The organism is Nibrella saemangeumensis (assembly GCF_039541915.1).
GTDB classification, from domain to species: domain Bacteria; phylum Bacteroidota; class Bacteroidia; order Cytophagales; family Spirosomataceae; genus Nibrella; species Nibrella saemangeumensis.
The window spans coordinates 1-24,712 of sequence record NZ_BAABHD010000028.1 but is presented as its reverse complement, the minus strand read 5'-3'; the positions used below and the strand labels follow the sequence as shown (position 1 = coordinate 24,712).

The 24,712-nt window shown below is 49.4% G+C and carries 22 protein-coding genes and 1 pseudogene; 11 read left to right on the top strand and 12 right to left on the bottom strand.

Annotated features, from left to right (window positions below):
• Window positions 1-18: 18 nt before the first annotated feature.
• Entirely contained in the window at window positions 19-432 is a 414-nt protein-coding gene (gene ruvX, locus ABD949_RS12675; protein WP_345243999.1) for a Holliday junction resolvase RuvX, read from the bottom strand.
• Between the two features lie 141 nt (window positions 433-573).
• Between ruvX and ABD949_RS12670 the strand changes: the two genes are divergently transcribed.
• Window positions 574-1,077 carry an NUDIX domain-containing protein gene (locus tag ABD949_RS12670; RefSeq protein ID WP_345243998.1) on the top strand — a complete coding sequence of 168 codons (504 nt, stop codon included), beginning with the start codon at window positions 574-576 and terminating at the stop codon, window positions 1,075-1,077.
• A gap of 4 nt (window positions 1,078-1,081) precedes the next feature.
• Here the strand turns inward: ABD949_RS12670 and udk are convergent, their stop codons facing one another.
• Window positions 1,082-1,708: a uridine kinase gene (gene udk / locus ABD949_RS12665; RefSeq protein ID WP_345243997.1), complete on the bottom strand. Its 627-nt coding sequence runs from the start codon at window positions 1,706-1,708 to the stop codon at window positions 1,082-1,084.
• Between the two features lie 206 nt (window positions 1,709-1,914).
• Here udk and ABD949_RS12660 point away from each other — a divergent pair, with 206 nt between their 5' ends.
• From ABD949_RS12660 to ABD949_RS12640, 5 genes are all read left to right on the top strand, one after another.
• On the top strand, window positions 1,915-3,888 hold the full coding sequence (locus tag ABD949_RS12660; RefSeq protein WP_345243996.1) for a CHU_0125 family OmpA-like outer membrane integrity protein: 1,974 nt from the start codon (window positions 1,915-1,917) through the stop codon (window positions 3,886-3,888).
• Window positions 3,889-3,987: 99 nt separating this feature from the next.
• Window positions 3,988-4,752 (top strand): TspO/MBR family protein, encoded by a 765-nt coding sequence (locus ABD949_RS12655; protein WP_345243995.1) that lies wholly within the window; start codon window positions 3,988-3,990, stop codon window positions 4,750-4,752.
• A gap of 57 nt (window positions 4,753-4,809) precedes the next feature.
• Window positions 4,810-5,292: a 2-amino-4-hydroxy-6-hydroxymethyldihydropteridine diphosphokinase gene (gene folK, locus ABD949_RS12650; RefSeq protein WP_345243994.1), complete on the top strand. Its 483-nt coding sequence runs from the start codon at window positions 4,810-4,812 to the stop codon at window positions 5,290-5,292.
• Between the two features lie 103 nt (window positions 5,293-5,395).
• Entirely contained in the window at window positions 5,396-6,613 is a 1,218-nt protein-coding gene (locus tag ABD949_RS12645; protein WP_345243992.1) for a pyridoxal phosphate-dependent aminotransferase, read from the top strand.
• A gap of 221 nt (window positions 6,614-6,834) precedes the next feature.
• Complete coding sequence (locus ABD949_RS12640; protein ID WP_345243990.1) at window positions 6,835-7,038, top strand: hypothetical protein; 204 nt, start codon at window positions 6,835-6,837, stop codon at window positions 7,036-7,038.
• Here the strand turns inward: ABD949_RS12640 and ABD949_RS12635 are convergent.
• The 4 genes and pseudogenes from ABD949_RS12635 to ABD949_RS12620 form a co-directional block, all read right to left on the bottom strand.
• Window positions 7,039-8,964 (bottom strand): annotated as a pseudogene (locus tag ABD949_RS12635) (FAD-dependent oxidoreductase). It abuts the gene before it with no gap.
• Window positions 8,965-9,095: 131 nt separating this feature from the next.
• Complete coding sequence (locus ABD949_RS12630; RefSeq protein WP_345243988.1) at window positions 9,096-9,998, bottom strand: hypothetical protein; 903 nt, start codon at window positions 9,996-9,998, stop codon at window positions 9,096-9,098.
• Between the two features lie 220 nt (window positions 9,999-10,218).
• A complete protein-coding gene (locus ABD949_RS12625; RefSeq protein WP_345243986.1) occupies window positions 10,219-10,995 on the bottom strand; it encodes a hypothetical protein in 777 nt (258 codons plus the stop codon).
• Between the two features lie 42 nt (window positions 10,996-11,037).
• Complete coding sequence (locus ABD949_RS12620) at window positions 11,038-11,982, bottom strand: hypothetical protein (protein WP_345243984.1); 945 nt, start codon at window positions 11,980-11,982, stop codon at window positions 11,038-11,040.
• 83 nt (window positions 11,983-12,065) lie between these two features.
• On the opposite strand from ABD949_RS12620, the gene ABD949_RS12615 reads away from it, so the two are divergent.
• Complete coding sequence (locus tag ABD949_RS12615; protein ID WP_345243982.1) at window positions 12,066-13,697, top strand: amidohydrolase family protein; 1,632 nt, start codon at window positions 12,066-12,068, stop codon at window positions 13,695-13,697.
• Between the two features lie 84 nt (window positions 13,698-13,781).
• Window positions 13,782-14,927 (top strand): PrnB family protein, encoded by a 1,146-nt coding sequence (locus ABD949_RS12610; RefSeq protein ID WP_345243980.1) that lies wholly within the window; start codon window positions 13,782-13,784, stop codon window positions 14,925-14,927.
• Between the two features lie 28 nt (window positions 14,928-14,955).
• Here ABD949_RS12610 and ABD949_RS12605 read toward each other — a convergent pair whose 3' ends face one another.
• Complete coding sequence (locus ABD949_RS12605; RefSeq protein WP_345243979.1) at window positions 14,956-16,569, bottom strand: M28 family peptidase; 1,614 nt, start codon at window positions 16,567-16,569, stop codon at window positions 14,956-14,958.
• Window positions 16,570-16,688: 119 nt separating this feature from the next.
• Window positions 16,689-17,678, bottom strand: coding sequence for a lysylphosphatidylglycerol synthase transmembrane domain-containing protein (locus ABD949_RS12600; RefSeq protein WP_345243978.1), 990 nt, complete (start codon window positions 17,676-17,678; stop codon window positions 16,689-16,691).
• Between the two features lie 152 nt (window positions 17,679-17,830).
• On the opposite strand from ABD949_RS12600, the gene ABD949_RS12595 reads away from it, so the two are divergent.
• Genes ABD949_RS12595 through ABD949_RS12585 form a run of 3 tightly spaced genes read left to right on the top strand, consistent with a single transcriptional unit; the run spans window position 17,831 to window position 20,971 of the window.
• The gene (locus tag ABD949_RS12595) at window positions 17,831-19,921 is read left to right on the top strand and encodes a DUF7657 domain-containing protein (RefSeq protein ID WP_345243977.1); all 2,091 of its coding nucleotides are present in this window, start codon (window positions 17,831-17,833) and stop codon (window positions 19,919-19,921) included.
• Window positions 19,914-20,594 (top strand): glycosyltransferase family 2 protein, encoded by a 681-nt coding sequence (locus tag ABD949_RS12590; protein ID WP_345243976.1) that lies wholly within the window; start codon window positions 19,914-19,916, stop codon window positions 20,592-20,594. The genes ABD949_RS12595 and ABD949_RS12590 overlap by 8 nt, the downstream gene beginning before the upstream one ends.
• Window positions 20,594-20,971: a DUF2304 family protein gene (locus ABD949_RS12585; RefSeq protein ID WP_345243973.1), complete on the top strand. Its 378-nt coding sequence runs from the start codon at window positions 20,594-20,596 to the stop codon at window positions 20,969-20,971. The genes ABD949_RS12590 and ABD949_RS12585 overlap by 1 nt, the downstream gene beginning before the upstream one ends.
• On the opposite strand, the gene ABD949_RS12580 is transcribed toward ABD949_RS12585, so the two are convergent.
• Genes ABD949_RS12580 through ABD949_RS12565 form a run of 4 tightly spaced genes read right to left on the bottom strand, consistent with a single transcriptional unit; the run spans window position 20,972 to window position 24,334 of the window.
• Window positions 20,972-21,805 (bottom strand): alpha-1,2-fucosyltransferase, encoded by an 834-nt coding sequence (locus tag ABD949_RS12580; protein WP_345243971.1) that lies wholly within the window; start codon window positions 21,803-21,805, stop codon window positions 20,972-20,974.
• 50 nt (window positions 21,806-21,855) lie between these two features.
• Window positions 21,856-22,644, bottom strand: a complete 789-nt coding sequence (locus ABD949_RS12575; protein WP_345243969.1) for a DUF268 domain-containing protein — start codon at window positions 22,642-22,644, stop codon at window positions 21,856-21,858.
• A gap of 5 nt (window positions 22,645-22,649) precedes the next feature.
• Window positions 22,650-23,507 carry a glycosyltransferase family 2 protein gene (locus ABD949_RS12570; protein WP_345243967.1) on the bottom strand — a complete coding sequence of 286 codons (858 nt, stop codon included), beginning with the start codon at window positions 23,505-23,507 and terminating at the stop codon, window positions 22,650-22,652.
• Between the two features lie 32 nt (window positions 23,508-23,539).
• On the bottom strand, window positions 23,540-24,334 hold the full coding sequence (locus ABD949_RS12565) for an FkbM family methyltransferase (protein WP_345243966.1): 795 nt from the start codon (window positions 24,332-24,334) through the stop codon (window positions 23,540-23,542).
• Window positions 24,335-24,712 lie beyond the last annotated feature (378 nt).

Below are 24,712 nucleotides of genomic sequence, written 5' to 3'. Positions count from 1 at the left end.
CGAATTTGCAAGGGCAGGCTACCGCCTGCTTTCCATAAAAGACTGTAAAATAATTGTTGCACTCACTTTATCAATGTTACCCTTCTCGCGACGGTCCTTCTTCTTGGTTCCTGCGGCAATCATGGCTTTTAGGGCCATCGATGACGTAAACCGCTCGTCGTGCAGGTGGATCGGTACATCGGGAAACGTGGTCTGTAACTTCTTTACAAACGCTTTCACCAGCGGAGTGTTATTCGTATCCGTGTTATCGAGCCGCTTCGGCATGCCAACGACGAAAGCCTCAACCGGCTCCGCAACGGCGTATTTCTTCAGGTACTCAAGTAACTGATGCGACGGTACCGTTTCCAGCGCCGAGGCAATGATCTGCAACGGATCGGTCACGGCTATGCCCGTCCGCTTGGCCCCGTAATCAATGGCAACGATTCGTCCCAACAATTCGCCTGTTTAGAATAGGTAACTACTGACTAAGCTGCAAAGATACAAAACCTTATTGGCTAGGTAATAAATTCAGCGATGCGCACTTTCTACTTTACCGGCGCGTTCGTATTTTGATGTCCCTATTCCTGCCTGACCATGCATAAAATGACCTTTTGTCCGCAATGTGGCAATGCCCTGACTACCGGACAGGCCGGTGGCCGCGAACGACTGATCTGTTCGCGGGCCTGCGGCTATGTGTACTGGAATAATCCGCTGCCAGTAGTAGGGGCCATTGTGGAATATGACAACGAATCTGTGGTGCTCATCCAGAACAAAGGCTGGCCTGCCGAATGGTTTGGGCTGGTCACCGGCTTTCTGGAACATGGCGAAGAACCCGACGAAGCCATCCTGCGGGAGATTCAGGAAGAAATTGGTCTGGATGCCGAGATTGTCGAACGACTGGGTATATACACCTTTCACCAGCGTAACGAACTCATCATCGCGTACCATGTTCGGGCCACCGGCGAAATCCGGATGGATGAAGAGGAACTCCAGGCTTACAGGATCGTACCGATACACAAGCTCAAACCCTGGCCGTTTGGTACCGGCGTGGCGGTAAAAGAGTGGCTGGCCAGGCGCTTACCCAGCCCCGTCGAATAAGCTTTTATCGGGCGGGGAGTTTTGTTTTCAGGTAACTGACAACTACGTCAAGGCCTTTTTCAAAGTGCCGGTTGTTGGGGATCACAATATCCGACTCCCCTTTGTACGGTTTAATAAACTGCTTGTACGTCGGCAGTACGTGATTTTCCCACTGGTACATAATGGTTTCTATGGTAATGCCCCGGTGCGTCTGGTCCCGCAGAATGCGCCGTTCCAGCTTGGTTTTGTTTTTGGCATCAATGAAAATCTTTAGATCGAGCTGGTCGGCTACGTCTTTGAAGTGAAAGACAAACAGGCCCTCCACAATAATAATCGGTGTTGGCCGATAGGTCAGCATTTTCGGCACCACGTTCGGGTTGTTAAACGTGTATTCCAGCGTCTGGACTTCTTCACCCTGGTGCAGCCGGCGCAGGTGTTCGGCAAAGCGGTGATGGTCTATCGTTTCGGGTAAATCGAAATTATGAATGCCGTTCTGATCACGGGGAATGTATTGCAACTCCCGATAGTAGTTATCCTGCGAAATCAGACAGATCTGGTCATCAGCGAACGCATGCAGGAGCTGGCTTAAAAAAGAAGTCTTGCCGGAGGCACTTCCGCCGGTAATACCGACAATAAACGGCTTATTAGTCATATCAGGCGCAAATTTACAAAATCCAACGTACTCACGGGCTTTAGCTCGTTAATCAATCCCTTATAAGACCTCTAAAACATAACCTATATCCTCGTTTTGTCTCTAAACAATCTTCAATAAAATCAGATTTTAACCGTTAAAAAGTATAGCCTGTCAGGAAATAACTATCTTGACGGCATATGATGCTTTTCCCACGTTCAAGCTATATGAAAATCAGTACTTCCTTCTCTCTGCTGGTGGCCCTGTGCGTAGGCGCCGGACTGGTGAGTTGTAATTCGGCGATGCAGGCCTATAAGAAGGGTGTTCGTCACTTTGAAGCGGGTGAATACAACCCGGCTATTGAAAATTTCCAGAAGGCAGCAACAGCGGGCAATATCGATGCGGCCCGGCTGAACTACTATACCGCCGAATCGTACCGGCTCTCCAACCGCTTTGCCGATGCGGCTCCTTTTTACCAGAAAGCCATAGACGCCGGTGCTACTGACGCCGACGCCCGGATGCACTACGCTTACGCACTAAAGACACAGGGACAGTATGCCGAAGCTCTGCAACAGTTAGAGAAATATGTGCAGAGCAAACCGACGAATAAAACCAACCTGGAAAAGGCTCGTCGGGAGGTAGAAACGCTGCGGGTTGTGGATGCGCTGTCTCGGAATAAGAGTAATTTTCAGATTAAGAACATGGGGAATCTGAACTCCCCAGGGGCTGAGTTTGCACCGGTTGTGCGGGGTGATGAGCTGATCTTCACGGCATCTCGCAAGGACAAGGTGTATAAGAACAACGGGCTGCCAATGCTGGGTCTTTATAAGACAAAACTGGGCCAGACACCCGACGAGACGGGTAATGCCCCCCAGTTGTTCAGCAGCAACGTATTTCTGGCCGAGGCTAACGAAGGTACTCCGGCGTTCTCGAAAGATGGTAAAACCATGGTCTTTGCCCGCGGGAACACCGGCAAGCGTAAAGGTGGTGCCGATGTAGACTTATATATTAGCCGGCAGGGAACCGACGGTAACTGGACCCAGCCGCAACTGCTGCCCGTCAGCGACTCACTGGCCTGGGATGGCTCACCGGCCTTTTCGGCCGACGGTCGTACCTTGTATTTTGCCTCTAATCGGGCGGGTGGTGCTGGCGGTATTGACCTGTACCGGACCAATATGGACGCTTCCGGCCGGTTCAGCCGTCCGGTTAACATGGGCCGGGATATCAATACCCCCGGCGACGAAATATTCCCGTACGTAGCCGAAGATGGCAGGCTGTTTTTTGCCTCCGACGGGCATCCCGGTTTAGGCAAGCTCGATGTTTTTGTGGCTACGCGCTCACAGGGCGTAATCCGGGTTGAAAACCTGGGACAGCCGGTCAACTCGCCGGCCGATGATTTCGGACTGATGTTTGTTGACAAGGAGAACGGCTATTTTGCCTCGAACCGGCAGGGTGGTAAAGGGGACGACGATATTTACTTCTTTGGAACATCCGTCGCACCAGAAACCCCAACGATTGCGCAGGGAGCGCCTAAGGTTGTCCGCTACTTTCTTGCCGGAACGGTACAGGCCAACGAAACACCGGCTATTCCGCTCGACTCTGCCCGTGTTCGGATCCTGGATGAGGCTGCCGGTGCGCCCATTGCCGAGGTAACAACCGGGCAGCAGGGAACTTTTGGTAAATACCCACTGCAGGAAGGTAAAGACTACACCGTTCTGGTTGAACGTAAAGGCTATCTGACCAGACGAGTACCCTTTACCATGCAGGGACGCAGTATCCCGGAAATCTTTCTGACTAAGCCAGAGACTGATACTACGTTTAACGTAGACGTTCTATTGGATCGGGCAACGCTGAACAGGACATTCGTGCTGGAGAATATCTATTACGATCTCGATAAGTACAACATTCGTCCGGACGCGGCCGAGGAACTGGAGAAGCTGGTAACGATTCTGAAAGATAACCCGAGCCTGAAAATTGAACTGAGTTCACATACCGACGTACGCGCCCCGGATGCTTATAACATGCGTTTGTCGCAGAACCGGGCCAAGGCCGCTGTTGATTACATTGTTTCCCGGGGTATTGAGGCAGACCGGATGGTTGCCAAAGGCTACGGCGAAACCCAACTGGTGGTGAAAAATGCGCAGACGGAAGAAGAACACCAGCGTAACCGCCGGACCGAGTTCAAGATTCTGAGCTACTGACAAAGACCCTGGCCGCCTATAAGCCGTCAAGTGATAAAAAACACTATACTGAACGGGTTTGTTGTTAACGGAAAGCGTTAATGACAAACCCGTTTTGTTATGAAGAACGATAAGCTCTGGCAGTTTCTGGTCGTATTTACCATCATCTCTGTTCTTGTGGTAAACTACTTGTCTACCGCCATACCTTTTGGCGGGCAGACCAACGCCACGGTATCCGATAAGTACCATACCTTCTTTACCCCGGCGGGTTATGCTTTCTCCATCTGGGGCCTTATCTATCTGGGTCTGTTAGCTTTTGCGTTCTATCAGGCCACACCGGCGCAGCGCAACAATCCGCGTTTCCGAACCATTCGGCAGTGGGTGGTTATCAACGGTGTTTTGAACTGCATCTGGCTGCCCCTGTTTCAAAACGAACTGTTCAGTGCATCGGTGGCGGTAATCCTGGGGATGTTGTTTACGCTGCTGATGATTACCGAAGGGTTGCAAATAAACAAAAAGCCTGTGCCGGCTACCGAAACGTGGCTATCGCGCATCCCGTTCTCCATCTACTTTGGCTGGGTCACTGTGGCCACCATCGCCAATGCGGCTGTATGGCTGAAAGCGACTGGATTTGAAGGCGTAGGGCTTGAGGAGCCTACCTGGTCGGTTGTCATGATTATTATCGGACTCTTTGTTGGGGCCTTTGTGTTTAACCGCTACCGCAATGTCGCTTATATCCTGGTTTTTACCTGGGCTTATACCGCAATAGCCGTAGAGCAGGCGGATGCGTACTATGTGCAGCTTATTGCCGGTGCGTGTGCGGTTGGAGCGGTGGTGCTGGCCATTGCCGGCGTTATTTCGCGTAAAACACCAGCCTACACCTGAAATCATTAGCGTATAGTCCTCATCCTTAATGGGCGGACTCTAATTTTGTCCTCTGTTATGGATGTTTACCTCTTATTAGGTGCCAATCTGGGCGAACGAAGCGCCACTGTAATGAAGGCCCGCGAATTAATTCATTTGCTGATTGGCCCTGTTACCCGTGTGTCGGCTTTGTACGAAACGGCTCCCTGGGGCGTTACAGACCAGCCGTCTTTTCTGAATCAGGTGCTGGTTACCGAAACCGACATGTCGCCCCAGCGGGTGCTGGATCAGATTCAGACGATTGAGCAAAATCTGGGCCGTATCCGCTACGATAAATGGGGCGCACGGGTGATCGACATTGATATTCTGTACTACAGCCAGTATGTCTTCCAGTCCGACCGGCTGGCGATTCCACACCCCTACCTGCACCAGCGCCGGTTTACCCTAGTTCCCCTATGCGAGATTGCGCCGGATTTTGTACATCCGCTGCTGGCCAAAACCAATCTGACCTTATTAGCGGAGTGTAAGGACCAGGGACAGGTTGTGAAACTTGACGATTGATACGGCTGCTAATTAAAATTTTCTAAAGAAACCGGATTTTAGTTAAACAAGCGTTAATTTCGCGGTTGGTAAATTGCCAATTATTCAGTAAACACCCAAAAACATGTCTGCTGTCGTAGAAACCGCCAGCCTGCTGGCCGACCGCATTAACGCGCTCGAAGAATCGGCCACCCTGGCGATGTCGAAAAAATCGCGCGAACTGGCCGCTCAGGGTCACAAAGTCATCAACCTCAGCGTGGGGGAGCCTGACTTTAAAACACCGAAACACATTTGCGAAGCCGCCAAACAGGCCATCGACGAGGGCTACCACGGTTACAGCCCCGTTGCCGGTTATGCTGACCTGCGCAAAGCGATTGCAGACAAATTCAACCGGGACAATAATCTCAATTGGAAGGCCGAGAACGTGGTCGTTTCCAACGGTGCCAAACACTCGTTGGCCAATGTGCTGCAGGTACTGGTGAACCCCGGCGACGAAGTGATTATCTTCTCGCCGTACTGGGTAAGCTACTCCGAAATGGTGAAGCTGGCCGAAGGAAAATCAGTCATTGTAGAAGGCCCGTTTGAGAACGACTTCAAAGTAACGCCCGAGCAGTTCGAAGCCGCTATTACCGACCGTACCAAAGTGGTTATGTTTGCCTCGCCGAACAACCCGACCGGCTCTGTTTATAGTGAAGCCGAACTGCGGGCCATCGGTGAGGTTGTAGCCCGTCACGAAAACGTTTTCGTGCTGGCCGACGAAATCTACGAATACATCAACTTTACGCCGGAAGGACACTTCAGCATCGGCTCCATCCCGGCCATTGCCGACCGCGTTATTACCGTCAACGGGGTGGCCAAAGGCTACGCCATGACCGGCTGGCGCATCGGCTACATTGGTGCCGCCAAATGGATTGCCGAAGGTGTCGAGAAACTACAGGGTCAGGTAACGTCGGGTGCCAACTCCATTGCCCAGCGCGCTACGCTGGCCGCATTGACCGGCCCCATGGAGTGTACCACCGAGATGTGTGAGGCCTACGAGCGTCGTCGAGACCTAGTAGTGAAGCTGCTGAAAGAAGTACCGGGCTTCCGGGTGAATGTACCGCAAGGTGCTTTTTACGCATTTCCGGATGTTAGCTACTATTTTGGCAAGTCAGACGGTACAACTTCAATTCAGAACTCCGATGATTTTTCGCTGTGGCTGCTCAACGTAGCACACGTTTCAACCGTGGCCGGTTCAGGGTTTGGTGCTCCGAACTGCCTGCGCCTGTCAACAGCCGCTTCCGACGAGGCCCTAACGGAGGCTGTGGAGCGGATCAAAACGGCTGTCAGCAAGTTGCAGTAAGCCCGGTAATAGACGAAAAAGAAAAGCTCCGACGATCCTGTCGGAGCTTTTCTTTTTGATGGGATAGCGACTATGGTTCGTGCGCTACGATAATACCGTTACGACGAATACGGGCCATTTCCTCATTTCCAGCTATACCTCTTTTTTTCTATTAAAATTTGCGTTAGATTAACCTCCCTTTCCTGCTAAACAAGTGACTGCATTCAACGTTATAACAAGATATGATGTCTATTACCCAAATAATCGATCTGGTCCAGCGGGCCGACACGGCCCCGGATAAGTCGCGGCCGGCACCGGGCACCCCCACGGCTAAAAACATGTCCTATGATGATGAGGACGGAGCCGTGATGCGCGCCATTGCCGAAGCGGCCCGCTTATATAAGGAGAAAGGGAGCTCGCAGCAGTCACCTACGGGCGAGGCTTAACTAACCCTGTTTTTCCTGCCTCTTCACCTGATCCCGCGTACCGGCCTTAGTATCCGGTTCTACTGCTTTATACAATTCGCTGAGAAATTGTCCCCGCGTCATGGTGCTGTACTGCGTCCGGAGCGGGCTATTGGGCAGGTTTGCCTTTTTCAGCCATAGCCCAGCCAGTTCCTTCTCCATTAGTTTCTCCGGCTCGGCGGTGTGGTAGGGGAATGCTTTGGTATACTGCCCCCATATTGAAACAAAATGGTCTACAAACGGTACCGTTTGCGAATCGGGCACGTTGTGGAAAAACCCCCGCGTTGCGAAATACTCACACACCTTGAAATATGGTGAATCTGGAAAAATATCCGAAAAATACGCCGTAATGGCTCCCGCTTCGTGCAGTTTCTTCTGAAGTGCCGGAATATAAGCCTGGCGGACGGGTACTTTCCGCTTCATGGTCTGAGCAGCCGCCAGCCCGGCTGCCTGCCCCAGGGCCATCCAGATGGGCTCATATCGCAAAGCTGAATAGCCGACGTGGGATGAAGACACCGCTACCGGCACCAGCAAGCCGTCTACCGTTTTGGGTACCATCACCCCATACGGAATCTGGTAGGGGAGATTGCTGTAGTACAAACTGAATGCCCCGTCGCGGATGGTGGGGTGGTAACGGTCGGGTGCGTTGCAGCCGTGGGAGTTCAATCCATAATCGCCAACGGCTACGGCATTGGGCTGCCAGTGACCGCGAATACCGTCCGGTGCCTGCTGGCAGTGCTTCTCCAGGAAGATAAATTCGCCCACCAGCCGGCGTCCTTCGCGCACGTACAGCGATGGCGTGAAGTTTTTGTTCTCCGGGTACTCGTCTTTCGCCAACCCCCACTGCCGGGCTTCCTTTTGAATGGAGGCAGGCACCTCCGAATCGTTATGCAGGAAGTAGAACAAGCCCAAAGTGTAGTCGAGGTGGCGCTGGAAAATCTGCTGCCGTTTTTCGGGAGAGCCGTCGGGCCATTCGTGACTCCAGCCGGGTCGGGATAGGCTCATACTGCCGGCAAAATGGCGGTCGTTCACGTCGGCTTTCCGGTTGGGCATCGGCTGGATTTTGACAATCTGGTCCGAGAACTGGGTAATCTTTCCCTTTTTTATATCCGTCAGCAGTGGCAGGTACGTGGTACGGTCGTAGTTATCGGGTTTGGGGATGGGCAGGCGGTTTTCGGCGCTGTCGGTCATGCATACCCGGAAGTTGAACCCCTGAATGGCTTTGTCGACTTCGCCGGTGCTGCCCAGCCAGAACTTTTGGTCGTGGTAGTACACTTTCCCCGCAAAGATTTCGCCATATTCCTGCCGGCTTTCCCGGCCGACCCGGTACTCACAACCGGCCTTCGCCATTAAATCACCTTCGTAGGTGCCGTCAATAAAAACAGCGCCAGTCACCCGCACCGGCTGATTTGTATTTAGATTGGCAAATACCGCACCCGTCAGTGTTGGCTTGCCGCCTTTCGGGGTAGTCACAGTGACGGATTGCAGTCGGTGGCGGGTAAAGACCCGGATGTTGGGGTATTCGGCTAGCTAGGTATCAAATATCAGTTTGGCTACTTTCGGTTCGGCATGGGTGCCGTAGAAGCTATCACGTACCTGACTGGAATTAAGTCCGTAGGTAGTAGCATAATGCCTCGACACCCGATTCATGTACTCCCGGTAAATACCCTGGAGCGATTCGAGGGTCCGGAAATCGGGATGAGACAGCCCTCCTGTGGTCAAACCGCCAACCTGATACAACTCCTCAAAAAGAGCCACCGAGGCACCTTCGCGGGCAGCTGCAATGGCCGACGAAATACCGCCCGGCGTAGCACCGTAGATAACCACATCAAAGCGTTGCTGGGCCGCAGCGGGCGTAAGGCTCCACGCGAACAAAGCAGTGAGACAGAGAAAAGCGTAGCGTTTCATACTATCTAATCGGACAGAATTATGGCAGTTTACCCCTAGCCGACTTAGCTAAAGAAAGCTACACTACACCACGAAAAGAAGAAAGCCCGCTGGCATCGCGCCAGCGGGCTTTTTTAGTGAGTAGTATGGGCTTATTTCTGATACGAATACGTAGCGTTGAGCGTGCCGCCCTCGCCGGATGCGCGCCGGGTAAGCGGGTAGCCGTCGGCGTTGTAGGTGTACGAATACTGCTCACGGCCGGTCATTTCATACCCGTCACGGTTTTTGAGCACCTTCAGACCAGGATTGTTTACCTTGAAGGTCACACCTGGCAGATACGGATTCACCTCAGTCAGGTTTTCCACAAACTTCTTATCGTCGTAGTTGCTGTACAGAATGCTGAAATCCAGTTTGTACTCGCCTGTTTCGAGGTTCCGGTAGAACTGGCTCCGGTTGGTTAAGTTACCTTTAGCATCGTATTCAAACGTTGTTTTGCTCTCAAAGCGTTTGCCGCTCGACGCGTTGATGGTGACATCGTACGAAGCTGTCAGCCGGTCTACGGCGTACTGGTACGTATGCGAGCCGATCAGTTCATTATAGCCATTGTACTCTTCGGTTTTCACCACTTTGTCGCCTTCGTAGAAGTACTTCACATACGAATTATAGGCCCGGTTCAGCCGCACCAGCCGCTTGTTGGGATCGTACTGAAACTCAGATGTAAACTTCTGGACATAGCCGTCGCTTGGATTATACAGGTACTGGCTATTGTAGCGGGCTATTGAGCCGTCGGCCTGATAGGTAACCTCCTGATAATCGTTGGCGCTGTACGACAGTTTTTTCAGCTTTAGCACTGTGCCCACCGGATACTCGGTATCCTTATTCGGGTCAGGTTGCTGAATACTGGTGCCACTGTCTGGCTTGGTGATAGGATCAGGCTTGGTAACATCCGGCTGTTTTACCGGTACCGGTTCGGTTTCCGGTTTACAGGCACTGAGGAGGAATAAAGCCACGATAACTCCCATCGCGGGCTTCACGAGTTGCGTTGAACGGAACATATGGTATGTGTGGATAGTGTATTATTCTAAGGTTATTTAGAAGCATTGATAGCCCCGCATCCTTTGAATAGTGCAAAGATAAGGCGGATTTTGGCGGAGAAAAAGCCAAAATCTGTTAATTGAGTAAACGGTTAGCCCAGATAGATAAACGGCAAAAAAGTAGGACTAAAGCAAAAAATACCAGACAAGCGGACAGCCACCTCCGGCAGGGTAAAGTGTCTTATTGCTCGTCCACCGTGCTTACCCCCAGTTCACTGAAGAGCGTCTGCCAATACTGCGTCACGGCCGGGTTGTTCTCTTTAACGGAGGCATCCGGCTCAAACGGCAAAATCATAGTAATATCCGGACTGCCCAGGGTATACCGCTTTAGCTGCCCGGCATCGGCTTTAGCCCACAGCTCCGCCTGGCTGTTGTCCTTGGGAGGATTGGTATGGAAGTCACGTCGCCCGGCCCCTTTCATGCTCTCGACCATATCGCTGAGGTAGTACACCCTCACCGTGGCTCCGCTTTCGCCGGCTTTGGCGATCACGGGCAGGCTGGCCCAGATGTCGGTCTGCTGGTTGGAGGTATTGGTATTCTGCTGCGCCAGTTTTGAGAGAACCTGCTGCCGCATGGTGGTGCGCTCGCGCTGCAGGGAGAGGTCAAAAGCGGTTTGGGCGGCCTCCCGGTCGGTGGCGTTGGCGTGGCTGATGTCTTCCATCTCCGTCCGGGTTGTCAGCGTCAGCGCCCGGCCCTTGGCCGTATTCTCGTGGATGAAATAGACCTCCAGCTTATCACCTTTGTTTTTAATGTTATCGTCGATGATTGCCGTAACGGCTTGCCGGTATTTCTGGTCGATATACGCCTTATTGGTGCTGACGCTCTGGCTTTTATCCACAAAAATAAGCGTATAAGTAGGGGCAGAAGGGCTGGTCAGGCCACCAGCCTCCTGAGCACTATCCGAAGAACAACCGGTCAAAAACAGGAAGAGCACGTAACCGGCCAAAAACTTTTTCATGGTCTGTATCGGGTCGAATAAAGGCGTAACCTATATCGTAAATTACTGTACGCCCAGCGGCTGACGAAGAACGGTATCGGCAGGGGCGTTATGGTTCCAATAATCTGTTTGAATGGTTTTCTGTAAAACCGCACGGGACGTCAATGGTTTATTCCGGCTCATATAGGTTTCTTCCCAACCCACAATCCGGTGCGGAAAAGCCTTTTCGTAGATGATAGTCAGTTGGCGACCGTCTTCTTGGTAATTCAGGGTATACGCTTTCAGACCGGAGCCGGGAAAATCCGTGCCGTTGTAATCCGCAAGCGTAGCCGTAGCGTCCAGCACACTGAGCACTTTGTGCCGCAGCCGGGCTGATTGCGTACCCGGAATCAGTTTGATGGCACCCACCGGCAATTTGTCCGGAGACAGCCGGATCAGAGTCCAGAGTTCATCTTCCAGCAGGGCTTTGTTTATCCGGTAATCCTCGGCTACCTCGTTTTCGAAATACGAGCGCCCGCTCACCTGAAAGCCACTACTGCGATAGTTGAGCTGCAGGTACGTATGGCCGCACCACTCCTGCACCGAGGTGCTTATTTTCAGGGTATTAGGGTACTGCTTCCGGTCGATGGGCGTAAAGACCGAGGTATACACCGAATAGTCGTAAATGCCTGTTACAAATTTTTTGATGGAATTCAGCTTCAGCACGTTGGTAGCCCGGCCTTTGGCTTCGTCGGTTTCGGCTTTTACCTGTGTGTCGGTCCGAAAGTCTTCGGTCACAAATACCAGCACGGCTTCACCGGGATTGAGTGCCCCATATTGAGCCTGCTGCAACGTGTACCGGTTTAACTCAGCCTTGCCGGTATGCCAATAGGCGCTGAAATCAGCAGACGGCTGCCCCCCTGCGACCGGTGCGGAAACCGTGTTCTGGTAAATCGTGGCCTTCATGGCAATGGCAAACACCACCGACAGCCCCACGATAATCAACAGGAAATTCTTCTGAATGAACATAGATCAGATTCGACGTTCAAAGTACCGATGCTTTTGGCTATCTTACAACATCCTATTATGAAGTTTTGTACTAGCCGTTTATTATGTTAAAACGATTTACGACTTGTTTTCTGCTACTTATTGTCTTCCTGACGGGTATTTGTTCTCCCATCAGGGCTCAGGTTGAAAAGGCTCCGGCCCGCAGGGAAGGGGATGGTCCCTACAACCGACTGGTGATCCGGGGTGTCACGCTGATCAACAGCACCGGAGCGCCCCCTATCGGTCCGGTCGATATTGTCGTCGAGAAAAACCGCATTACCGAGATTAAACAGGTCGGCTATCCGGGCGTACCCATCGACTCCCGCAACCGCCCGAATGCGGGTATCAACGGCAATGAGCTCAACTGCGAAGGTATGTACCTGATGCCGGGGTTCATTGATATGCACGGCCATATCGGCGGACAGGCCCAGGGAGCCGGGGCGGAATACGTGTTCAAGTTGTGGCTGGGACACGGTATCACCACCATCCGCGACCCCTCCTGCGGTAACGGCCTCGACTGGGTACTCGAACACCGCGCTAAAAGCGAGCGCAACGAGATTACCGCTCCGCGTATCAAGGCTTATACCGTATTCGGCCAGAGTGCCAAAGAACCTATTTCGACCCCCGAACAAGCCCGCGCCTGGGTGCGTGAAAACGCCAAACGGGGCGCCGACGGTATTAAGTTCTTCGGGGCGGCACCTGACATCTTCCGGGCGGCTCTGGAGGAGAACAAAAAGCTGGGTCTTCGCTCTGCCTGCCACCACGCCCAGCTGGAGGTAGCCCGCATGAACGTACTGGCCACCGCCAAAGCCGGCCTGACCTCTATGGAACACTGGTACGGCCTGCCCGAAGCTCTCTTCGAAGACAAAACTATCCAGACTTACCCCGCCGACTACAATTACAACAACGAGCAGAACCGCTTTGAGGAGGCAGGCAAGCTCTGGCAACAGGCGGCAAAACCGGGTACCGAGAAGTGGAATAAGGTGATGGATGAGCTGATCGCCCTCGACTTTACGCTCGATCCGACGTTCAACATCTACGAAGCTAACCGCGAACTAATGCTGGCCCGCCGGGCCGAGTGGCATGATGAGTACACCCTGCCGTCGCTATGGCGGTTCTACGGTCCCAGCCGCATTTCGCACGGCTCCTACTGGCATAACTGGGGTACGGAGCAGGAAGTAACCTGGAAGCGTAATTACCAGCTCTGGATGCAGTTTATCAACGAATACAAGAACCGGGGTGGCCGCGTCACCACCGGCTCCGACTCCGGCTTCATCTACCAGTTGTATGGCTTTGCCTACATCCGCGAGCTGGAACTACTCCGCGAAGCCGGCTTTCACCCGCTGGAAGTAATCCGGGCCGCTACGCTGAAAGGAGCCGAGGCCCTGGGTATGGCCGACCAGATTGGTTCCGTAGAGGTAGGTAAGCTGGCTGATTTTGTTATTGTTGAACAGAACCCTCTGGCGAACCTGAAAACATTGTACGGCACCGGGGCCATTCAGTTGAACGATAAGAACGAAGTGGTGCGGGTAGGCGGGGTGAAGTACACGGTAAAGAATGGCGTGGTGTACGATGCCAAACAACTGCTGGCCGATGTTCGTAAGATTGTAGCGGTCGCCAAGCAGAAAGAAAACTTTGAGATAACCCAGCCGGGTGTACCGCAAAAGGCGGGTAAAGTATCGAGTAGTAAGGATTAATTTTAGTGGTAAACTATCGTGTTAGTTGATGAAGTGAGGGTATATTTCTTAACTTAAGGGACAAAATACCATCACTTCATCATCATGATTGCGCACGCGCCCATTCGTCTGGCTGACTTTCAGATCAGCCCCCGCACCGGCTTTTTACCCGAGCAGCCGGTGGAAGAGCCACTCCATGCCAACCACGCCTGGTACCACCTTGCCGATAACCTGCCGAAACTGCTGCCCACCGGCACCATCCGGCAACGCATCGAAGCCCTGCCGGCCTTTGTAGCGGACACTTCCCACCTTGAGCAGACCATGCGAATGCTCAGCTACCTGGGCCATGCCTACCTCTGGGGTGATAAAACGTATGTACCTGACCGTCTACCCCACAACCTGTCCGATGCCTGGGTACACGTCGCCAATCAGGTAGGCCGGCCACCGATTCTGTCGTATCCCTCATATTGTCTGTACAATTACCGGCTGATTAATCCGGCACAGCCGCCCTATCTGGAAAATGTGCAGATCATCCAGAACTTTCTGGGTGGCGTTGATGAAGACTGGTTTATTCTGATCCACGTTGACATCGAAGCCCGTGCTGCCCAGGCGATTCGGGCGGTGCCCGGTCTGCTCGAAGCCGCAGCCCAGCACCATCAACAAGACATACAGAGCGGATTAGGGGAGGTGCTGGAGAGCCTCAGGCAGATGAATGCCACCATGAACCGGATGCCGGAGAACTGCGACCCGTACATCTACTACAGTCGCGTCCGGCCCTACATCTTTGGCACCAAAAACAATCCGGCCTTGCCCCAGGGCCTCATTTACGAAGGCCACTACGACAACCATCCACAACTGTTCCGGGGTGAAACCGGTGCCCAAAGCGCCATTGTGCCGACCCTCGACGGTCTGCTAGGCGTCAGCCACCAGGATGACCCGCTGAAGGAATACCTGCTGGAGATGCGCGACTATATGGTACCCGCCCACCGCCGATTTGTTGAATTTGTGGAGCGCAATGCTCAGATCAGAGCCGTTGCAAAAGCCAGTACCGATATGGCCTTAAAAATGGTTTATAACCAATGTATTGAAGAACTGTTTCGCTTCCGGGCCAAGCACCTAGAGTACGCAGCTTCCTACATCCACAAACAAGCCTTGCAAGCCAACAACAGTAATGTCGTCGGCACTGGCGGCACCCCCTTCATGGAATACCTTGCTAAGCATAGAGATGAGACAAAACTGGCAGTAATGTAGAAAACCAGCCAAAAGCTGGTTTTCTACATTACTGCTTATTGCTATCTACCACTAGCCGATTCTCCCGGTTAGCAACTTCCCAGGCGGTATAGAAAATTAGCCGGGCTGTGCGTTCAGCTAGTTTGAAGTCCATTTTCTCGACATCATCGGTTGGCTGGTGGTAGTCAGCGTGAAGGCCGTTGAAGTAGAAGATAATGGGGATTTTGTGCTTGGCGAAATTGTAGTGGTCCGACCGGTAGTAAATCCGCTCCGGATCTTTCGGGTCGTTGTATTTGTAATCCAGCTCCATCTTCGAATACTGCTTATTGGCATCCTCACTGATGCGGTGCAGTTCCGACGACAGCTTATCGGAGCCAATCACGTAGATGTAATTGTCCGATTTACCCTGGTGCAGATTATCTACCCGGCCTACCATATCAATATTCAGGTTGGCCACTGTGCTTTCGAGCGGCAGCACGGGGGCCATGTCGGCGTAGTACTGCGAGCCCAGCAGGCCTTTTTCTTCACCCGTTACGGTCAAAAATAACATACTCCGGCGGGGACCATGTCCTTCGGCTTTGGCTTTGGCAAATGCCTGGGCAATCTCCAGCACCGATACCGTACCGGAGCCGTCATCGTTCGCGCCATTGTTAACCTGGCCATTCGGGCTGATACCAATATGGTCATAGTGTGATGAAACAATCACCACTTCGTCTTTTTTATCGGTACCCTCAATAAAGCCCAGAACGTTTTCGGTCTGAACGGCTTCTTCCTTGCGTTCCGCTTTAACCTCAACCTTACCTTTTAAGCCGGCCGCAACCGGCGCACCTGCTTTAGCAATCTGGTCTTTCAGCTTCTTAAACTGCTCAGGTTTTGTGTTCAGCAGGGCGGCTGCGGTCTCTTCGGCAATCAGAAAGGTGCCAACAGAGCCTATTTGTTCGGTACCCGGTCGTAGAGTCAGCCGGTTAAAGCGGCCCTGCAGGGCGCCCCGCTGCGACACTACCTGCCGGAAGCCTTCAGCCGATTCTGCCGAGATGATAAAGATTTGAGCGGCTCCCTTGTCTTTGGCCAGCGTGGTTTTAGCCCGCCAGCTATCGGGCGTTCCCCATTTAGAAGACTCCGACGTGCCACTAATGAGTGACTGGCCATTCGCTTTCTTCGGTTCGCCTTCCAGTATCACCACCGCCTTGCCGTTGACATCCAGTTTGGCGTAGTCATCGTATTTGCCGTCGCTAATGCCATAGCCGACGAATACCGTTTCATAAGCCGTCTCCTGGGGGACGCTCAGCAGACCGTTGGTTATGAAGTCCTTCAGGTACGAAAATTGCCTGTTACCTGCTTTTACGTAAAAGTCACCCCATGTTTTCCGGTACAGGTTAAAGGGCTGGAGGTAAGACCCCTTTTCACCCCCATTTTTGACGATGGGCACCAGGTTATCGGCCGCAAATTGTCTGGCAATGTATTCGGCAGCTTTCTTCTGGCCGGGAGTACCCGTTTCGCGGCCTTCCATATCATCGGCGGCCAGCACCCGGAGGTGCTTCTCCAGATCGGCAGCCGTAATGGTCTGCGCGTATTGTGTCGGGCTCACCGGCGACTGCGCCGGGAGGAGGGAGGTTTGGAGTAAAAGCAGACCGGTGAGGCCGCTTGTTATGAAGTGTCGCATCAATAAAGGTTACATTAACAGGGTATGCCTGGTTCGATTAGTGGTAACGAAGATACAAAAACAGAAAGTATAGAAGCCTGAAAAATGTTCCCGAGGTAGCCCGGCTCAGCTTTCCTTTTTCAGGACTGTTCCGGCCGGCGGGTCAGCAGAAAGGGCACTAGCAAAAAGCTCAGACTGCTCAGCAACAGGCTGAGGCCGAAACTCACCGCGTGCAGAAAGGTGGCAACCACCGCGCCATTTGCCGCCGTGAAGCCGTAGAGTACCAGCGCCCGGCTGACAAGAAAGTGAAACGTACCGATACCCCCCTGCGTCGGAATCAGAATTCCCCCGATGGAGCTAACGGTGAGGATCGTAAGGGCAGCCGAAGGCGGAAGCGACTGCGTACTGTCTAACGACAACAGCAGCCAGTACGTACTGAGCCAGACCAGCCCCTGAATCAAGGCGGTTAAAAAGACAAAAAGCCACGGGTGAGGTAACTGCCGGATGGACATAAAACCCTTCCAGAGTCCCTGTATGGCCCGAATCAGTTTCTGCACGAACGGATGCTGCCGAAGCGTATGAGTCCGCAAGGCCCGGCGCATGAGCCAAAGCCCCAGCAAGCCACCGACCAGGGCAACGCCGACCAGCCACCAGCCCAGGGTACCGGGTGCTGCCATTGACAGGTCCGAGAAGTAAGCACGCATACGGCGCAGCTCCAGCAGAAAGGTAAGCAGGAGCAGCAGTCCCAGCATGAGCAAATCAACAATTCGCTCCGCCACCACCGAACCAACCCCTTGAGAGAAGGGTACCCTGTCTGTCCGCTGCAGTGTAGCACAACGGGTAAGCTCCCCTGAACCCGGCACAATCATGCTGGCAATAATGCCTGCCAGGTAAGCAACCGTAGCCCGAAATGCCGTGGGCTGATAGCCAAGCCCCAGCAACGCCTGCCGCCACCGCATACCCCGAACATAGAACGAAAGGGCGGTAATAAGACCCACAGCGGCAATCCAGCCATAGTTGGCCTGTCGGAACTGACCGGCTATATCGGCAAAAGATATATCTTTAAGCGCGTACGCCAGCAACACTACAGCTAGCAGGGCAGGGAGAACGCGCCGGATGAGTCGCTTCATGAAAGATTAAAATGGGCTTAAAGATAAGCCATAGAACTCGATAAATGTCAGTACCTCGTTTGGAGGAGGCAAGGCAAGTGTTTAATTTTGATAGTATTTGGTTGGCAGGATAGCCGAAAATTTTTTGATTTGCCCACGTTCTCACCGGAAATATGTCTAAGTCTCCTAAGAAGAAGTATCCAGCGGCACCGCCGAAGCAAAAAAACACTATAGCTACAACTGATGTACCTAAACCTGTTGACGTAAAAAAGCCGACGAGTACCCTTCATTCTGAGCCTGTTTCTTTTAACTCAAAGACGCCGGATTTAATACGGTTTGATAAGAGGGTTAAATGGTTTGTGGGCATATGCATAGGATTGTTTGTACTGTTAACTCTGGCTAAAGTTCACTACTCTTCTATTCCAATTTGGAACCAGATAATTCCTGATGGTGCGGATCAACGACGTGGATTAATTTCAGGTACCCCCAAGCCCATACGGATTGATGAATGGGGTGTTGTGACCCCGTTCATTCTGTCGCAGGCTCATCAGGATTATCCGTTAGAGAATCCGGCTATTGGTGGAGAGCGGGTTGCGCTGGTTGGGTACTTTCCAATTAAGCATTTTGTCTCTGTTTTCAGGCCTGATTATTGGGGTTTTTATTTATTCGGATCAGAAATTGGTTTTGCTTGGCGCTGGAATTTTATTATTTTCTTTTCGTTCATTGCAGTTGCCTTAACCTTTCTGCTACTGACTCAAAATAATTTTTGGCTTTCTGTTTTTGGAGCATTCTGGTTAATTTTTTCACCGGGACTAGCTTGGTGGTCATTTTTCTTTTTGACAATTATATTTTCTGGGTGTCTTCTATTGATTTCGTCTATTTATATTTTTTACACCCGCAGTTCAAAGCCAATTTTCTTATGGGGACTAGTCTTTGCCTGGGCGTTCGGATCTTTTGCACTTAATCTATACCCACCCTATCAGGTACCTATGGGGTATTTACTGGTTATACTATTAATCGGCTATGTCTGGCGGGATTTAGATAAAGCGCGACTATTTGCAAAAGTTCTCCAAAAGTTGGGAACGTTTGCAGTAGCCTTTGCTGTGCTAGGTGTTGTGTTTTACCTCTACTTCCTTGATGCAAATTCTACCATTGAGGTAATGTCTAATACGGTATATCCAGGTAAGCGAAGCGAAACTGGAGGAACGGGATTTATTGCTAACTGGTTCTCAGAATATTATGCTGGATGGTTGCTTAATGATCAGAAGTTTCCCCAACACTGGTTAAACATTTGTGAACTCTCACATTTTATCACGTTTACCCCGGTTATTGCTGTTGGACTTGCCATTTACAGAATTCGTACCGGAAAAATTGATCCACTCCTCGCTTTTACTTTAGGGTATGTGCTTGTGCTTTTGGTGTGGATGGAACTTGGCTTTCCGGCTTTTTTGGCAAAAGCTACCCTGATGGACGTTAGTCCAACACGGCGAACTCAGATACCGTTCGGTATTGCCAACGTTGTACTGGCCGTGCTGTACCTTGATTATATTAGCAGGCAGAGAATAAAGATCCAATCAACCCTTGCGGCAGCTTTGGTAGTTGGAGTGGTTGGCTTTATGATTTATGCTGCCTGGCTGAATTTATCGACTTCGCAAAACTTTTATAAGGTACATCAACTGTTTCTGCCTACACTCTTTTTCATTGGGCTAAATATTCTGATGCTCCCTATAACAAATTTTAAGTATAAAGAATTGGGAGTTGCGGCCGCTTTAGTCCTTTTTACGCTTCCAAATCTAAAAATAAACCCAGTAGCTAAAGGGTTATCACCAATAACGGATCATGTACTGTATAAAAAGGTAAGGGAACTTCATATAAAAGAGCCTGATGCACGTTGGGTTGTATTAGGAAATCAATACATAACTTACTTGGTTACGGCAACAGGCGTTAATCAGGTAAGTGGAGTCAAAAACCAGCCGGACTTTAAGACTATGCGGGTACTGGACCCAACCGCTAAACGTGATTCAGCTTATAACCGCTACGCTCACACTGTTTATAATACGTATATCGACGGTAAAGACAGCACCATAATTCAAAGTAATTTTGAGGATGGGTACATGGTTGGAGTCGATCCTTGTTCTCCGAAGCTCAAAAGGCTTAACGTTAAATATTTTATCTTCGACAGAACGCCACAGGCCGTGGAGGTACGTTGTTTGAAGCAGGTTGAGAAGTTGGGCGCTATTGAAATTTACCGTAGCAATGAATAAGCGTGTTTTCATTTTAATTCCCTCTTACAATGAGGGGAAGGTCATTCGTCAAACTGTTCGTTCGTTGAGCGAACTCTATACCGTTGTGGTAATTGATGATGCCTCTACCGACTCTACATTTAATGCGGTACGCGATTTACCAGTTGTTTATTTACGTCATGATATAAACCTTGGCCAGGGTGCAGCACTGCAAACCGGAATGGAATATGCCCGCATGCAGGATGCTGACGTAGTGGTACATTTTGATGCTGATGGCCAGCATAACCCGGCTGATATCCCACGTTTTATAGAGGAACTATGTGCGCAACCTGTCGATATCATTCTAGGCTCTCGTTTTCTGAGGGAGGACGACATGGATGCCATTCCCCGATTAAGAAGGGGACTACTTAAGATTGCCCGTATGGTAAATGGTTTACTAACTGGCCTTTGGCTCACCGACGCACATAATGGCTTTCGTGTAATGAATCGGCGAGCATTAAATGCTATTCAGCTAAAAGAAAATCGTATGGCTCATGCAACAGAAATTTTGATGCAGATTCGGCGCGGGCATCTGCGCTATATGGAGTTACCTACACATATTGTATACACAGCGTATTCGCAGGACAAAGGACAACGGTGGTCAGGTGCTTTCAATATTTTGGTTGACGTTTTTATCAATAAATACTTCCGGTGATGCAAGTTACATTAACTCCTATTCAGTTTATCCTGACCATTTTGCTGGTTATAGTGGCCATTGCCTCACTGCGCCTTCTCCGTAACCGGCTGATGTACAGGTTAGTTTTTCTAGCTATTGTTTTAGTTGGCATATTGTTTGTAGCGGTTCCATATATACCCTACTACCTGGCTCAGCAGTTGGGGGTAGGACGTGGTGTTGATCTAGTGTTTTATTTACTGTTTACAGGAATATTGCTCATGGGAGTAATTTTATACCGAAGAATTCTTGAGCATGATTTAATAATTACGCAGCTGATCCGGCAAAATGCCATACGCAATGCAATTGACCAGAAAGGAGACACCTCAGTTGCACTCAAGGATTCTAAAGACGCTTAATTACAATAGAAGCCAGTTTTCAGGGACAATCGTTTTCGAGGAGACGTTTGGCGATGCAAACCATTGTTTGGGAGCAATAACCGTTTTGGTTGTTGACGGATTAAGCCAGGCTCCCCACCAACTAAAGGAGCTATTAGCGATAATAGCAAACTGGCATAAACTCATCAAGTACATATCCTGCCAACTATTAGCTCCTGTGTTGCCTTCTATGTAAGTTGCCGAACTCATTGCTGGACCTAAGTTAGATCGAACCCAGCCCATATCATCGGAAAATACAAAAAATTCTGGTGCATCAAGTTGTTGATGCATTTGGTCAATAGCTTTCCGATAGTAAATTTCTCCAATAAAGCCATGATGTTTATTAGCATTTGGGTTAGATACGTAATCTCCCCGACGGATATGAATAAATACTGCGTTATGGGAGCGCTGAATAGCTTCAGCATACTGCTGACTTCTAGGAGAAAGCGGCCTTTGGAAAATAAATTGTTGTCGAAGTAGCGGGGCAATGGGTTTAAACCAGTTTTCTGACTGCCAGTAACCCCAACAAAGAACTGATTTAGCCGAGTGGAGCATCAAGCTCAATATCGATTCTACGTTTGATTGTTCACGCAGGATAAAACTTCTAGAACCGGGTAGAGTAGCCAGGATCAGGCTCGAGAGAGTCTCAGAAGTTGAGGCAAAGGGCACGTTTAATCCAAAAACGTCCAGTTCATACTGCCTGTGTGTAAAGTTTCTTAGTTGCGCGGCTAGCTTACTTTCAAGTATGAGTTTACTCAATTTGAGTTCCTGCTGTAGGGCCTGAGCCGTTCTTAAACCAAATGCATATTGGAACATCTGGTTTCCTAAGCCACCCATAAGGCATGTAATCACCATCCTATAAAGTCTTATGAGTCGTGTGGCTTGGTACTGTTACTAATCTTTTTCATCTCAAATATTCCACAACCGTATAAACAGCCAAAATTATTTTTAACTGCATCTGTTTTCCAGTCTACGTTCTCAAAGAGCTGCTCATTGTCATTAATATAGCTAAATGAAATAATCTCGTAACGTGGTGTGAAGAGTTGTAGCAGATAAGAAACGTCGAAAACTCTGTGTGCGTTATAAACAATCCCTTGGGGACCTATAGGAGATGAAAAATAAAATGTTCCTCCGGGTTTTAAGATTTCATAAATAGTGTCAAGTGCCTTAATATGGCCGTTAATGTCGATTGGGTCACCATACCGCCCTAATCCAAAATGCTCGATGGCATGAAGAGAAGATACAGAATCTGTATAGGCTGTCAGGTTTGGAGGCAGAGCCATTAGGTCTGCTTGCCGAAAACTAACGTTCGGGATCTGGCGGGTCAATGGTCGGATATCAAAAATTTCAATTGGACGGAAAGCGGCAACGTGAGCGGCAAATCCATCAATTCGCGAACCAATATCAACATGCCTGATAGGGTTGTTATTGAAGATCCGTTGAGCAACATATAGGTCTTGTAAAAAATAATGCTTAACCAAATGGCCACTTTCAGCATACCGGTCGAATAGGGCAGGATAAAAGCCTTTGATCGGGAATTGAGTTTGCCCGTTCAACTGCTCTTTTAACCTGTAGTAATCCCGGATGTAGTCGGGAAGAGCTTTGATTCCACTCAGGGTTAACCCCGCGCCGAGTTTTAGAATACGTACAATCACTAGTTTTACGCGTTTAATATTTTTCGCGCTTGATTCATAACGCGGATTAAAAAACTTTCAGGAAAAGTATAAATTACTGCTGAAATTAAACTGATAATTAACTTATGAATTAAGGTAGGAGAATAACCAAAGTCCCGTACAAAGCTTTGCTTTACCCTCATATTTATTTCCCACTTTTTACGAAGGTTTGAAAATACGGTATTTGTATTGTGGATTCGATACTTAGTAAGGGGTTCATCAAGATTTGCAAAAGTTAAACCATTGTGAATATGAACAAACAAGCTATAATAATCGTCAGTAAACAGCTTATGTCGCAAAATATAAAAGTCACCACTAATAACACCATTTCGATACATTATTGCTGGATTGGCTAATGGTAGTCTAAGATAAAATTCTTGATAAATTGCCTTGTTGGAAAGTGGATATGACCGTATCCCTAACTTTTTGCCATTACTGTCAATGAGTTCTAAATAGCTCCCGACTAGGAATATGGACGGATTTGCTTCTAAAAAAGACACTTGTTTTTCAAGACGTTGTGGGAGAGCTATATCGTCTGCATCAAGTTTGGCAATATATTTTCCTTTAGCCTGCCGACTAGCCAAATTAGAGGCTGCTTCACCTGCATGTCCTAGTGGTTCAGGGTGAAAAATTACTCGCACTCGGTTATCTCGCTTAAGAAACTGGTCAAGAATATTTGCTGTACCGTCAGTAGATCCATTATTAACAATAATAAGTTCCAGATTTGTGTAACTCTGGCTTAAGACACTTTCAATTGATTGTGCCAAATAGCGTTCGCCATTGTAGACAGGCATAATAACTGAAACTAGTGGAGGAGAAGAGTAAATAGCGTTATTGTTTGACATTTTTCGCTTACTTTTTTGCTCCTAAATATTGGTTAAAGCGTAGCCTTTACATAGATATCACCTGCTCCAGTTTTTGTAAAGCTCTGAGATTGTACAAGTTCGATCATTTCTTCGCCTTTTAGCCAACGATCCAACGCCCAATGCATACTTTCCCCTATTGAAAAGTTGCATTTTATATTTGAACTTAAGGTCAAAAGTAGGTTTAAGCAGTCGACTGCTCGATGGCTAAACTCGGGAACAGCATATTCAAAGCTAATTACCGGAATTGGCTCAGTTAAACCTTTTAAAACTTCCAGCTCATATCCTTCAACATCTACCTTTACAAAGTGGGGATGACCATAAGTTTTTATAAGGGAGTCTAAAGTTATAATTTCAATTTGTCTTTCTGAAGACCAAGAGTAACCCTCAAACCTTCCTGTAGACTGCACAGACTCGATCCATTCTTCAGAGAAAGTTGAAAGTGTATTTGCGTCACTTATATGAAATGTTTTAGTTTCATTTTTTGCCCCTATGCCTACTTGCAAAATAGTTACTTTGTCGCCGAAGCGTTTCTTTATTTTGTTTACACATTCCTGTTGTGGCTCAATGGCTATTATCTTTGCACCGAGCTCCAAAATTGGCTTGATTCGATTTCCCTCATTTGCGCCTATATCAAAACAAAGATCTCCTGATTTTATAAATTGTTTATAAAATCTCTTTCTTTTACCATTCATCAAAAGGCTATCTATTAAGTTTTGAGTAGCCCTAATTTTTGCCTTAGTCTCTTTATTCAATGATTTATTCAAGACTCTTTTTGCTGAGTCAACTATTGAAAAAGTCCGGTTCATGATTATAAGAAATTTATCTCAATAAGCCTCATGTATTTCCGTGATTGCCTAATTATGGCTTTAATGTCAAATTTTATATGCGCTAGGTAGTGATTTGTATGAAAAATTGAAGGATAAAATTAATCAAATTACTTTGAATAGCATCTACTCGGGGTAGATAGTCATTATCCTATTTACCTGTTTGCTCGCTTTACGTTGCACTAATGAGAGATTAGTACAAACAAGTCTAAGTTATATTTAGCTACGACTTCTCGGTGGAACCTACTTTTTAGATTTAGAACGTGTTTAAAAATGGAGCGCTGGGGTTAGAAAAAGCGGAAATCAGCCTATCTTGAGGGTTAATCCGACCAAAGATGTACCCCTCCGACTTGACTGATT

Excerpts from the sequence above, each read along its gene's own strand:
- ABD949_RS12640 (WP_345243990.1), top strand. The coding sequence starts at position 6,835 with ATGATGTCTATTACCCAAATAATCGATCTGGTCCAGCGGGCCGACACG.
- ABD949_RS12565 (WP_345243966.1), bottom strand. The coding sequence starts at position 24,334 with ATGAACCGGACTTTTTCAATAGTTGACTCAGCAAAAAGAGTCTTGAAT.
- ABD949_RS12605 (WP_345243979.1), bottom strand. The coding sequence starts at position 16,569 with ATGCGACACTTCATAACAAGCGGCCTCACCGGTCTGCTTTTACTCCAA.
- ABD949_RS12625 (WP_345243986.1), bottom strand. The coding sequence starts at position 10,995 with ATGAAAAAGTTTTTGGCCGGTTACGTGCTCTTCCTGTTTTTGACCGGT.
- ABD949_RS12610 (WP_345243980.1), top strand. The coding sequence starts at position 13,782 with ATGATTGCGCACGCGCCCATTCGTCTGGCTGACTTTCAGATCAGCCCC.
- ABD949_RS12670 (WP_345243998.1), top strand. The coding sequence starts at position 574 with ATGCATAAAATGACCTTTTGTCCGCAATGTGGCAATGCCCTGACTACC.
- folK (WP_345243994.1), top strand. The coding sequence starts at position 4,810 with ATGGATGTTTACCTCTTATTAGGTGCCAATCTGGGCGAACGAAGCGCC.
- ABD949_RS12600 (WP_345243978.1), bottom strand. The coding sequence starts at position 17,678 with ATGAAGCGACTCATCCGGCGCGTTCTCCCTGCCCTGCTAGCTGTAGTG.
- ABD949_RS12645 (WP_345243992.1), top strand. The coding sequence starts at position 5,396 with ATGTCTGCTGTCGTAGAAACCGCCAGCCTGCTGGCCGACCGCATTAAC.
- ABD949_RS12590 (WP_345243976.1), top strand. The coding sequence starts at position 19,914 with ATGAATAAGCGTGTTTTCATTTTAATTCCCTCTTACAATGAGGGGAAG.
- ABD949_RS12655 (WP_345243995.1), top strand. The coding sequence starts at position 3,988 with ATGAAGAACGATAAGCTCTGGCAGTTTCTGGTCGTATTTACCATCATC.
- ABD949_RS12585 (WP_345243973.1), top strand. The coding sequence starts at position 20,594 with ATGCAAGTTACATTAACTCCTATTCAGTTTATCCTGACCATTTTGCTG.
- udk (WP_345243997.1), bottom strand. The coding sequence starts at position 1,708 with ATGACTAATAAGCCGTTTATTGTCGGTATTACCGGCGGAAGTGCCTCC.
- ABD949_RS12570 (WP_345243967.1), bottom strand. The coding sequence starts at position 23,507 with ATGTCAAACAATAACGCTATTTACTCTTCTCCTCCACTAGTTTCAGTT.
- ABD949_RS12580 (WP_345243971.1), bottom strand. The coding sequence starts at position 21,805 with ATGTTCCAATATGCATTTGGTTTAAGAACGGCTCAGGCCCTACAGCAG.
- ABD949_RS12660 (WP_345243996.1), top strand. The coding sequence starts at position 1,915 with ATGAAAATCAGTACTTCCTTCTCTCTGCTGGTGGCCCTGTGCGTAGGC.
- ABD949_RS12620 (WP_345243984.1), bottom strand. The coding sequence starts at position 11,982 with ATGTTCATTCAGAAGAATTTCCTGTTGATTATCGTGGGGCTGTCGGTG.
- ABD949_RS12630 (WP_345243988.1), bottom strand. The coding sequence starts at position 9,998 with ATGTTCCGTTCAACGCAACTCGTGAAGCCCGCGATGGGAGTTATCGTG.
- ABD949_RS12595 (WP_345243977.1), top strand. The coding sequence starts at position 17,831 with ATGTCTAAGTCTCCTAAGAAGAAGTATCCAGCGGCACCGCCGAAGCAA.
- ABD949_RS12615 (WP_345243982.1), top strand. The coding sequence starts at position 12,066 with ATGTTAAAACGATTTACGACTTGTTTTCTGCTACTTATTGTCTTCCTG.